Genomic DNA, 12,061 nt, shown 5'->3' on the forward strand with positions numbered 1-12,061 from the left:
AGATTTGCTACAATCCTCGACAGAAAAGTGAATATAAAAGTGGAATGTTATGTCAGAACAACAAAAAAGTACTGCTAAGTCGGGCGCAGTACAGCAGACTTTGCGCCGAGAATTAAAGGCGCGACATTTAGCGATGATCGCTATTGGTGGTTCAATTGGTACAGGACTTTTTGTCGCATCGGGGGCTACTGTTGCTCAAGCAGGGCCAGGTGGGGCATTACTCTCTTATGCTTTAATTGGGCTGATGGTCTATTTTCTAATGACAAGCCTTGGTGAGTTAGCCGCATTTATGCCCGTATCCGGCTCTTTCTCAACTTACGGTTCTAAGTATGTAGAAGAAGGCTTTGGTTTCGCATTAGGTTGGAACTATTGGTACAACTGGGCAGTTACCATTGCTGTTGACCTTGTTGCTGCACAATTAGTGATGCTCTATTGGTTCCCTGATGTTGATGGTTGGATCTGGAGTGCTCTATTTCTTGGCGTTATATTCTTGCTTAACTATATCTCTGTAAAAGGATTTGGTGAGGCTGAATATTGGTTCTCTTTGATCAAAGTTTCCACTGTGATTATCTTTATTATTGTGGGTATTGCGATGATCACTGGTATTATGAAAGGGGCTGAAAACGCAGGCTGGCATAACTGGGAAATTGGAGATGCACCTTTTGCAGGTGGATTTGCAGCCATGATTGGTGTCGCAATGATTGTTGGTTTCTCATTCCAAGGTACAGAATTAATTGGTATCGCGGCGGGAGAATCTAAAGATCCAGCTAAAAATATTCCAAAGGCTGTGCGTAAAGTTTTCTGGCGTATTTTGTTGTTCTATATCTTTGCTATTTTAATTATTAGCTTAATTATTCCTTATACTGATCCAAGTTTATTACGTAATGATGTTGGCGATATTAGCGTTAGCCCATTCACGTTAGTCTTTAAAAATGCTGGATTACTGTCTGCTGCAGCAATTATGAATGCTGTCATTTTAACGGCGGTTCTTTCTGCGGGTAACTCAGGCATGTATGCCTCAACTCGGATGTTATTTACACTGGCAAGAGAAGGCAAAGCACCAAAATGTTTTGGCAAATTGTCTAAAAATGGTGTGCCACGTAATGCACTTTATGCAACAACTGTTGTTGCGGCCCTGTGTTTCTTAAGCTCAATGTATGGAAACCAAACTGTCTACTTGTGGTTATTAAACACGTCAGGAATGACGGGTTTTATTGCATGGTTAGGCATTGCAATTAGTCATTACCGTTTCCGTAAAGGTTATGTAGCACAAGGGCGTGATTTAAATGATTTACCTTATCGCTCCGGTTTCTTCCCAATTGGTCCAATTTTTGCCTTTGTACTGTGTCTAATTATTACATTAGGTCAAAATTACCAAGCGTTTTTGGAAGATACAATTGATTGGTATGGTGCTATTGCAACGTATATTGGTATCCCATTATTTTTGTTAATCTGGTTTACTTATAAAATTGTGAAGAAAACTCGTTTTATTCGTTATAACGAAATGGAATTTCCAACACATATTGCGAATAAAAAATAACCGATAATTCAGTATATTAAAACGCCCGTTTTGTGATCTAAATCACATTAAAACGGGCGTTTTTTTATTTTCCAATCTAATCATTATAGAAAATATACAAAAGCTTCAATTATATTAGCAATCGTATTGATAATTATTATTATTTGCTTTATTGTTAGCGCGTATTTAATTTGTGAACTAATAAAATAACAGCGCTATTGATTGTAAATATTATGCTAAATGTAATGAGCCTGATAATAATTAGTCCTCTTATCTCTCAGTATTACAGATCAATAGCCTATCGCATTGTAATAATTTACACAGCGAATATGTTTCACCGTATAATAATTTGGCGACTCATTTCTTTGTTAGATAAATTGTCCCAGATTGATAATTTGCTTCATAGCAATAAAAAGCATCTGATGAGTTGTACGGTATGCTTTTGCCAACGTAAACGCAGGTAAGAGCAGAAGAACGTAAAAAAAGACTAGGTACAACAATTGATATGAGCATTATGTCAGAGCGACTTACCGCAGAAGAACAAGCAAAAAACACATCCGATAATGTAAAAGTACATTATCGGAAAATGATGAGTAAGCGCATGTTATGGTTAGGTGTGATTGTTTTAATTATTTGTGGTTCGGTGGTGTTAGATTTCACCATGGGGCCTTCAGGTTTATCGCTAGATAAATTATTAACAACACTGTTTCAGCCTGAGCTTGTTGATGCAGGTTCAAGAGTGATTGTATGGGATATTCGCTTACCTTATGCCTTAATGGCAGTGGTGGTAGGTATGTCGTTAGGGTTAGCTGGTGCAGAAATGCAGACTATTTTAAATAACCCTTTAGCAAGCCCATTTACATTAGGTTTATCAAATGCGGCATCATTTGGTGCGGCATTAGCTATTGTGCTCGGTATTGGTATTCCCGGAATTCCTGATCAATGGTTTATTTCAGCCAATGCATTTCTTTTTGCGTTGTTATCAGCCTTGTTATTGGATGGAATTACACGTTGGACTCGTGTTCCGACATCTGGTGTTGTACTTTTTGGTATTGCCATGGTGTTTACTTTCAACGCATTGGTTTCAATGATGCAATTTATTGCGACAGAAGACACTCTTCAAGGACTTGTTTTCTGGACAATGGGAAGTTTAGCGCGTGCAACATGGGTAAAACTTGGTGTTATGGCTGGGGCTTTTGCTGTCATTATGGTGATTTCATGGCTAAGTTCATGGAAACTAACCGCATTGCGATTAGGTGAAGACAGGGCGATTAGCTTTGGTATTGATGTAAAACGCTTAAGATTAGGCTCATTGTTACGGATCAGTATTTTAACGGCACTGGCTGTTGCTTTTGTTGGACCTATTGCTTTTATTGGGTTAGTTGCACCTCATATTGCCCGTATGATGTTTGGTGAAGATCATCGTTTCTATTTACCAGCAAGCGCATTAATCGGTGCTTTAGTTTTATCATTGGCGTCGATTGCATCTAAAAATTTAATACCTGGTGTTATTATTCCTGTTGGTATCGTGACATCGCTGGTGGGTGTGCCATTTTTCCTCAGCATGATTTTACGTCATAGAGGGAATATCTAATGATTGAAGGATTAAAAATTCAAGATTTTAGCGCTGGCTATGCTAAACATCTCATCATTAAGGCACTTGATGTTGAGCCATTACCTAAAGGAAAGGTTACCGTACTATTGGGGCCAAATGGGAGTGGAAAATCAACATTATTAAGAGCATTAGCTGGATTAAATAAATCATCAGGTGTTGTCAGTTTAGATGGAAATGATCTAGCTTCGATGAATTTCGCACAACGAGCTCAAAATGTCGTCTATTTACCACAAACATTGCCAGCAGGTGTTCATTTACATGTTTTAGAATCCATTATTGTGGCGCAGCGTGCTTCCGGTGGATTACATAATGAACATAGTGAAGCTCAGGTAATGCACCTATTACGTCAATTAGGTATTGAGCATTTAGCGTTACGTTATTTAGATGAGTTGTCGGGTGGCCAAAAACAATTAGTTGGGCTTGCACAATCATTGATTAGACAACCCTCTTTATTATTATTAGACGAGCCGTTGAGCGCATTAGATCTTAATTACCAATATCATGTAATGGATTTAGTCGCTAAAGAGACACACCGTAGAAATATTATTACTGTTGTTGTTGTCCACGATATTAATATCGCCTTACGACATGGCGAACATGTATTAATGTTAAAACAAGGGCAATTAATTGCGCAAGGTGCACCAGATAAAGTTATTACAGCACAAAGCCTTGCTAATGTTTACGGTGTTCAAGGTAGATTGGAATATTGTTCACAAGGAATACCTCAAATTATTATTGATGGTTTAGTGGATAAAATATAGAGAAGTAAAAGAGAAAAGAAATAAATATAGGGATGCAGTAAATAGGGATATAAAAATAATATTAAAATAACCAAGGGTAATTAAATTATTACCCTAATTTCTGAGCAATTGTCGATCTGTCCATCTATATAAAACGTAAAGAATATATATTCTTGGAGAATCGGGAATGGTAGTGTTAAATAAAAATAAAATCGCGCTTAGTGTTGTTGCTGCAATTGCATCTAGTTTTGTTATGACTGCAACAGCTGAAAATGTAGAAAAACTACTTGTTACAACTGCTTCTGGGTTTAAACAAACCGTTGAAGATGCGCCTGCATCGGTTTCTGTTGTTACTCGTGAACAATTAGAAACTAAGTCTTATCGTGATGTAACTGATGCGCTAAAAGATGTTCCTGGCGTATTAGTGACAGGCGGTGGAAGTAGTTCTGATATCAGTATTCGTGGTATGGATCCAAAATATACCATGATCTTGGTTGATGGTAAGCGTGTTGCCTCGCGTGAAACGCGTCCTAATAGTGATAACTCGGGTATTGAACAAGGCTGGTTACCGCCTTTACCTGCTATTGAACGTATTGAAGTTGTTCGTGGTCCAATGTCTTCTTTATATGGTTCAGATGCAATGGGTGGGGTTATCAATATTATCACTCGTAAAGCGCAAAGAGAGTGGAACTTTAGCTTACGTGCAGATACCACATTAACTGAACGTAAAAACGAAGGTAATACGGGACAAGGCAGTTTCTATGCTGCAGGACCTTTGGTTGAAAATCTTTTAGGTTTAAAAGTTCAAGGCCAATATTCACATCGTGGTGAAGATAAACGCGTTGATGGTTATAATCGTCAAATTATGTCAAGTGGTGGTGGTACATTAAGTTGGACACCTGATGAGCAAAATACGGTTGAGTTTGAATTTAAAAAAGATAATCAGCATCGTGATTCTCGAGTTTGGTATTCTAAATCTGCTGAACCGAGTCGAGGTAAACCAGCTGAAAGTAGCTTTACTGATTATGAACTAACCCATTATGCATTAACTCATGACGGTGTCTATGACTTTGGTAGCATGAATACTTATGTTCAGCGTGATGAAAGCCGTAACCCATCTCGTAAAATGGATTATGACGACACAATAGTGCGTAATCAGACGGTCTTAATGCTCGGTGATCATACTTTAAGTGTAGGGGGGCAATACCGCTACGAAGAGCTAAAAGATGAAGGGAATCACTTAGAAGGTAATAAGTTAGATCGTTATAGCTGGGCGTTATTTGCTGAAGATGAATGGGCAATGACTAACGATTTCGCCTTAACGGGTGGCTTACGTATGGATAAAGATGAGAACTTTGGTACTCATTGGACTCCTCGAGTTTATGGCGTATGGCATATGGCTGATGAGTGGACGTTAAAAGGTGGGGTTTCTACTGGTTATCGTTCACCTGATTTACGTCAAGCAACAAATACATGGGGTCAAGCTACTGGTGGTGGTCGTTCCGACGGTGTTATTTTCGGTAATGCTGATCTGAAACCAGAAAAATCAGTGACTGAGGAAATCAGTCTGATTTGGGATAATCGAGATAATCTCAACGCAAGTCTTACTGTCTATAACACAGACTTTAAAGATAAAATCATGGAAAAACGTGTTTGCGACAAAGATTCATCGAGAAAATGTGAAGCCAGTGATGGTTTTGGTCATGTTTATGATTTCGTGAGCTCACGCGTAAACGTTGATAAAGCCAATATGCGCGGTATCGAAGTGACAGGTAACTGGACAATTTCACCAGAATGGAATTTAGCCGCTAACTATACCTTTACTGATTCAGAGCAGAAGAGTGGTGCATTTAGTGGTAAACCACTGAATAAACAGCCTCGCCATATGGCAAATGCAACCCTAAATTGGGAAACAACGCCAGAAATGGAAACATGGGCGCGTATTAACTTCCGTGGTAAAACATCGGATTATTTATCACGCACCAGTATGGCTAAAGGTACGCCATCTTATGCATTTGTTGATGTTGGTACTAGCTACAGCTTAACCAAACAATTAAATGTAATTGGTGGTGTTTATAACGTATTTGACCGTCGTATTGAACGTGATAACTTTGGTTCAACCTTAGAAGGTCGTCGTTACAATATTGGTCTGAACTACAACTTCTAATTAATTACCCTCGGTTTGTGTCATTAAGACTCCACTTGTGGAGTCTTTTTTTATGATTCATTTCTTTTTATTTGTTCAAAATTAATACTGGAAAATTTAAATATTGAGGTTTATATTTAGCACATAAATCATCTTATCAATCGTTTTATTCTGACTACTAGATTGTTATTTCTACGTATTATTTATCGTTTTTTCCTTAATTTGTTTAACTACATTTTTATTGTGCGAAATAGACCTATAAAAACCAGGTGTTTTTTATTAAAAAAATGTTTTTTTGAAAAATAGAAATGGTTTTTAACAAAAATATAGCATTAATCTTATTAATGTATTTTAAATGCTTTATTTTGATGGTTTGATATTGATAGTAATTCTAAATTATCTATTAGTCTTTATTTATCAATTGGTTGACAGGTTGTTTTTTTAATTTCAATTCCATCTTCCTGAATGTTTACATCTTAGTGTTTGTGATAAAATCACAATAATTGTTAATTAAATGTGGCGTTATATGTTGACTTAGTTTGCGAATTGAAAAGATCGTAAAAAAAGAGGGCTTTTTGATGAAAATGTATTGCTATTTAAGTCTGAGACGTGCAAAATGCGCCCACTAAAAATATGACTGATGCGTTTAAAGTGCATCGGTTTTTTTTTGCATTTTTACTTATTACTACACCAAGAGGTCAGATTCATTTGAGTCTGAATAGATAACATAATTTGATTAGCAGCCAGCCCCTTAGAGAAAGGGTTGTCATGATAGAGGAATGCTAATATGGTACAATTATTCTCTTTCGCAGTCGGGCCAAACGGCACCTGCGGTAATGATGACTACGGAGCACGGCGTCTCCTGAACACATACACATCCTTAAAAACTTCATTCTATTCTGTTTATAGGCAGATGCGAAGTCTTCCCAGTAACTGTCGGTTGAGTTTATTGAATACTCAAACCGAAGTTATGGGAGGGTTCGCGAATGTCAGATAACGTCATCTCCTCTATCGGCACTAACCAAACCGGTGCTAACAATCGAGTTCAACTACGTAAAACCTTGACACTAATGCAGGTAGTCATGATGGGGCTTGCTTTTTTACAGCCTATGACTATTTTCGATACATTTGGTATCGTTTCTGGCATTACCAATGGTCACGTAGCAACATCGTATGCAATTGCTTTAATTGCAATTTTATTTACCGCAGTAAGTTATGGAAAATTAGTTAAGCGCTTTCCATCAGCTGGCTCGGCGTATACTTATGCTCAGAAATCCATGAGTCCTTATGTGGGCTTTATGGTGGGTTGGTCATCTTTACTCGACTATTTATTTATGCCAATGATCAACATTTTATTGGCGAAAATCTATTTACAAGCAATATTCCCGGGCGTTGAACCGTGGATCTTTGTATTTGGTTTAGTGGCTTTAATGACGTTCTTTAACCTACGTGGTATTAACGTTGTTGCTAACTTAAATACAGCAATTGTTATTGTGCAAGTTGCAGTAATGGTTGTGTTTGTAGGGTTACTTATTCACGGCGTATATAATGGAGAAGGTGCAGGGGAGTTATGGACCTTTAGACCATTTGCGTCTGTTGATGCGCAAGTCATACCTATGATAACCGGAGCAACAATACTCTGTTTCTCATTTTTAGGTTTTGACGGTATCAGTACATTGTCAGAAGAGACGCCAAATGCAGGTAAAGTTATCCCTAAAGCGATTTTCTTAACAGCGCTGATTGGTGGGATTATCTTTATTGCGGTTTCTTACTTTTTACAACTGTATTTCCCAGATATTTCACGATTCAAAAACCCAGAAGAATCACAACCAGAAATAATGCTGTATGTTGCAGGTGCTTTATTCCAGTCCATTATTTTAGTGTTCTCTTGCGTAACAGTATTAGCGTCTGGTATGGCGGCTCATGCTGGTGTTGCTCGTTTACTTTATGTAATGGGACGTGATGGGGTATTCCCAGAGAAGACATTTGGTTACGTACATCCTAAATGGCGTACACCTGCATTTAACGTGCTATTGGTGGGTTTCTTAGCGTTAGGTGCCGTGTTCTTTGACTTAGTGACTGCAACTGCATTAATTAACTTTGGTGCGTTAGTTGCGTTTACTTTCGTGAATCTATCTGTTATTTCACAGTTCTATATTCGCGAGCGCCGTAATAAAGGGTTAATGGATCATATTAATTACCTGATATTACCTATTATTGGTGCTGCGACAATGGGTGTCTTGTGGATAAACCTCGAACCAGGCTCTATGGAGTTAGGCCTTGTCTGGGGTGCAATTGGCATACTTTATATGGTGTGGATCACGCGTCGTTTCCGTCGTCCAATGCCGCAGATGCCAGAAAAGTAATATTCTACGAATTGTCATAATGATAAATAAAATGGCCTCAGAAATGAGGCCATTTTTTTGTATTGAATAAACAGTATTAGAATTAAATAGGATAATAAATAACCAATTAATTGGTTTATATACAATAAAATTAAGTGAATTTACCCATTCAAATAAAAAAATTAAAAATAATTTTATGTGGTAACTAAGTTTATTCTTAAGTATTTATAACTAGGTTTATTTACCTATTTTAATTAAATTAAATAATTTTTCATATCAGTTTGAATATGTCTATATATATGAAAAACAAACTTTATATATAGAAAATATATATTTTTACTTTTTTTAGTATTATATTGATACTCAATTAAAGATTAGTTAAATATCCTAAAAATAAAGAAAATACTTTATAAATAAAGTGTTTTAAATAATTATCATTATGCAATCTCAACTTACTTTATGAGTAAACTTTGATTGTTGTGCTACTCTTTAATTAGGATTAGAAAATATATTTTCTTAATTCACATCTAATTAAGATGATTAAGAAATAATACTAATTCCAATAGGCGATTTATTTAAAAAACGAAAGGTAACAATATGTCTTTAATTAAGAAAGTTGCTCCGTTTATCGTGTTGTCTGGATTTATGGTTGCAGGTAATGCTTTTGCTGCAACACAGGGTACAACTGTGTCATTCGAAGCATTAATTCGTGCCGCAAGTTGTGATGTTTCTTCAACAACAGAAGGTTCTAGAATTGATTGGGGTACCTTCACAAGTGATGAAGTGACTGGTAAAAACGTCGGTGATCAATTAGGAGATAACAAGACGTTTAATTTAGAGCTTTCTAATTGTACAGCAGCATTAGCAGCTGATGGAACAATCAATCTTTATGCTCGTGGTAATAAATCAAACTTTGATTCTGAAATGTTTGCTAACGCAACAGCAGCTTCTTTAGCTGTAAAATTGTTAGCAACAGCAAGTAATACTTTAGTTAAACCAAATGTTGAAACAGGTCTGGTATTAGGACAAGAGATCATTAAAGACGGTACTGGTCGTATTCCGATGACTGCTGGTCTGTATTTAACAAATGGTGCAGTAACAAGTGATGAATTAAAAGTACCAGTTACTTTTACTGTTGCTTATAACTAATATTACTTAATTTTTAGAGGCTCTATCTAATAGAGCCTCTCATTAAAGAAGAAATATAATGATTAAAAATACAAATAGAATAAGAAAATTTTTTGTTATTTTACTAATGATTATATCACCACTTGCTTATTCCAAAGGTGTGGGTTTAAATGCTACACGAATTATTTATCCTGAAGGTGAGAATAGTGTAGGTGTTATCGTTCGTAATGAAGAACCAAAAATAAATTATTTGGTACAAGCCTATATTTCCTCTGATGAAAATCCAATTGTATTTCAAGTCACTCCACCTCTTTTTAGAATTAATAGTTTATCAAGACATGAAGTAAAAATTTATGCCATGAGTAATTCTTTACCGAAAGATAGAGAAAGTATTTTTTATTTTCATGCAAAGATGATCCCTGGACAAAACAATAATTCTGACACAGCGGGCTTAAGTGTTGGATTTGATAATGTCATAAAGCTTTTCTACCGACCTAAAAACTTACCGATGACATCAGAGGATGCGCAAAAGAAATTAGGATTTAGTGTGGAAGGAAAACAATTAAAAGTAGTCAATAATTCCCCTTATTACGTCAATTTTGCTGGGTTCTCTGTCAACAATATAAAGCTAGATGTTAGTTTGGCCAATAACAATGCCATGATCGCGCCTTATAGTTCGATAAAGTATGCCTTACCTACAGGTGTAACTAAAGGAAGTGTTCAATGGCGTACAATAGATGATTTAGGTGGATTTAATGAACATAAAGCCACATTTTAAACCAATTGTATTGGGCGCATTATTAACTTGTATCTCTTTTTATGGATATAGTGCTGTTGATGACTCTGCGGTTGTAATAGTAAAAGGCTCAGTAACAAAAGGAACGTGTGCTTTTACTTTATCAGATCAAGCGGTGAAATTTTCTCAATCAACATTAATGCAAAATGTTGATGAAATAGGTGTAAAAAAGGAAAACAAAATACCTTTTTCAGTTAATTATCTTTGCCAAGATTATGTTGATGAAACACCTGATATGGAAGTTATTATAAAAGCGGGATCAGGAACACAAATTGCAAATAACAAAATATCGCCAGTGAATAATCCAACTAATGCGGGTTTTGCTCTATACGATTGTAAAGGTGAGCATTGTTCTTTAGTTAATTTTAGTGCTGGAACAAGTTCTGTTTATATTACAACTGGAAATGGTAATAAAAATAAAGATTTTGAAGTCGAGCTCGTTAAGAAAGACAGTTCAGCGGTTAATCCCGGTACGCTAAAAGCAATATTAGCATTAACACTTATACAACCTTGAGAAAGTAAATATGAATATATTTCTATTGAAAAGGAGTTTGTTAAGTTTATTTATTACACCAGCACTATTTATTAGTTTTAGTGCTCAAAGTATTGAATTTGACTTTAAAGTGACCATTGATAAACAGACCTGCAAGCTCTCAGTTTCAGGAACAAGTAACAATGAAGTTGATTTTGGCAGTATTCAGTCGAATAAAATTAAAAATAATCTTATAGAACCTATCCCGATAAAGGTATTGCTGAGTGATTGTAAAACGAATGACTTTTTTGATACTTATGTGACGATGAAGGCAAAAAGCACTTTAAATACGATTACTTTTAATGATGATCTCAATAAAAGTTTTGGTATCAGAGTATCTAGTAAAAATAATGTTGCTCAATCTAATACTAATGCGGATTTTTTTAAATCTGAAGATACGGTTTGGAATAACATAAGTAAAGATAAATTAGAAAAAACACTTTATACCTATGTCAAATGCAAAGATCCCACAGTTTGTGATCCCGAATCTGGAGAGTTTTCAGCAACGCTAACTTTTTCGTATATCGTTGATTAAGATATTATATGAATAAATTTATTATAAAAGTTTCCATTATTTTAATATTAGCTTTTAGTTATTGTAATGCTAACGCTCAAGGGGTTAGTTTAGGCAAAACACGCGTTATTTTTTCTGAAGGTAGTTCAAGTGAAAGTGTATATATTTCTAATGATGATAATCAACCTTATTTAATACAAGCTGGCGTTACTGAAAAAATTGATGGAAATTTGTCATCTAATTTTATCGTTACTCCTCCTGTATTTCGTTTAGAAAACAAGAGCGTATCATCTTTACGTATTTTATTAAAAGATACTCAAGATTTACCTAATGACAAAGAATCACTCTTTTATTTGAATACAAAAATTATACCCTCTACTAAACGACCTAATGAGAGTGAATCACAGGAATCAAAATTAGTATTAATAACTAATTTTGTGATTAAAGTAATTTATCGACCTGAAAATATAGCAAGGCCTTCAGAACAAGATTACAAAAAAATTTCTATTAAAGAACAGGAAGGAAAATGGTTTTTAGATAACCCAACTCAATATTATATGACATTAACATCAATTAAAGTTAATAATGAAAAATATAACAAAACTTTCTTGTTAGCACCTTATAGTAAAACTGAATTGGTAGAGGTATCAATAAAAGAAGCTAGTTGGCATGTAATTAACGACTATGGTGAGTTATCAAAAGAATTCGAATATAAGGACTAATGAA

Annotated in this window: 11 protein-coding genes; all 11 read left to right on the forward strand. The window is 35.5% G+C overall.

All coding sequences use genetic code 11. The features are described from left to right. Positions 1-49: 49 nt before the first annotated feature. The 11 genes from DK866_RS10715 (at position 50) to DK866_RS10765 (ending at position 12,057) form a co-directional block, all read left to right on the forward strand. Positions 50-1,540 carry an amino acid permease gene (locus DK866_RS10715; RefSeq protein WP_109408889.1) on the forward strand — a complete coding sequence of 497 codons (1,491 nt, stop codon included), beginning with the start codon at positions 50-52 and terminating at the stop codon, positions 1,538-1,540. A gap of 565 nt (positions 1,541-2,105) precedes the next feature. After that, positions 2,106-3,113, forward strand: coding sequence for a FecCD family ABC transporter permease (locus tag DK866_RS10720; RefSeq protein WP_409076910.1), 1,008 nt, complete (start codon positions 2,106-2,108; stop codon positions 3,111-3,113). After that, positions 3,113-3,895 carry an ABC transporter ATP-binding protein gene (locus DK866_RS10725; protein ID WP_109408891.1) on the forward strand — a complete coding sequence of 261 codons (783 nt, stop codon included), beginning with the start codon at positions 3,113-3,115 and terminating at the stop codon, positions 3,893-3,895. Before DK866_RS10720 ends, DK866_RS10725 begins: the two co-directional genes overlap by 1 nt. Before the next feature lie 166 nt (positions 3,896-4,061). After that, positions 4,062-6,041, forward strand: coding sequence for a ligand-gated channel protein (locus tag DK866_RS10730; RefSeq protein ID WP_109408892.1), 1,980 nt, complete (start codon positions 4,062-4,064; stop codon positions 6,039-6,041). A gap of 766 nt (positions 6,042-6,807) precedes the next feature. After that, positions 6,808-7,017 carry a hypothetical protein gene (locus tag DK866_RS20330; protein ID WP_071788546.1) on the forward strand — a complete coding sequence of 70 codons (210 nt, stop codon included), beginning with the start codon at positions 6,808-6,810 and terminating at the stop codon, positions 7,015-7,017. Next, positions 7,007-8,386: an APC family permease gene (locus DK866_RS10740; RefSeq protein ID WP_109408893.1), complete on the forward strand. Its 1,380-nt coding sequence runs from the start codon at positions 7,007-7,009 to the stop codon at positions 8,384-8,386. Before DK866_RS20330 ends, DK866_RS10740 begins: the two co-directional genes overlap by 11 nt. 576 nt (positions 8,387-8,962) lie before the next feature. Continuing rightward, the gene (locus DK866_RS10745) at positions 8,963-9,514 is read left to right on the forward strand and encodes a fimbrial protein (protein WP_109408894.1); all 552 of its coding nucleotides are present in this window, start codon (positions 8,963-8,965) and stop codon (positions 9,512-9,514) included. Between the two features lie 58 nt (positions 9,515-9,572). Next, positions 9,573-10,271 carry a fimbrial biogenesis chaperone gene (locus DK866_RS10750; protein ID WP_109408895.1) on the forward strand — a complete coding sequence of 233 codons (699 nt, stop codon included), beginning with the start codon at positions 9,573-9,575 and terminating at the stop codon, positions 10,269-10,271. Next, entirely contained in the window at positions 10,249-10,803 is a 555-nt protein-coding gene (locus DK866_RS10755) for a fimbrial protein (protein ID WP_109408896.1), read from the forward strand. The genes DK866_RS10750 and DK866_RS10755 overlap by 23 nt, the downstream gene beginning before the upstream one ends. Before the next feature lie 10 nt (positions 10,804-10,813). After that, positions 10,814-11,356, forward strand: coding sequence for a fimbrial protein (locus DK866_RS10760; RefSeq protein ID WP_109408897.1), 543 nt, complete (start codon positions 10,814-10,816; stop codon positions 11,354-11,356). Positions 11,357-11,364: 8 nt separating this feature from the next. Beyond that, positions 11,365-12,057 (forward strand): fimbrial biogenesis chaperone, encoded by a 693-nt coding sequence (locus tag DK866_RS10765; RefSeq protein WP_109408898.1) that lies wholly within the window; start codon positions 11,365-11,367, stop codon positions 12,055-12,057. Positions 12,058-12,061 lie beyond the last annotated feature (4 nt).

Origin of the sequence: Proteus genomosp. 4 str. ATCC 51469, from assembly GCF_003144375.1 — a bacterium.
Lineage (GTDB): Bacteria > Pseudomonadota > Gammaproteobacteria > Enterobacterales > Enterobacteriaceae > Proteus.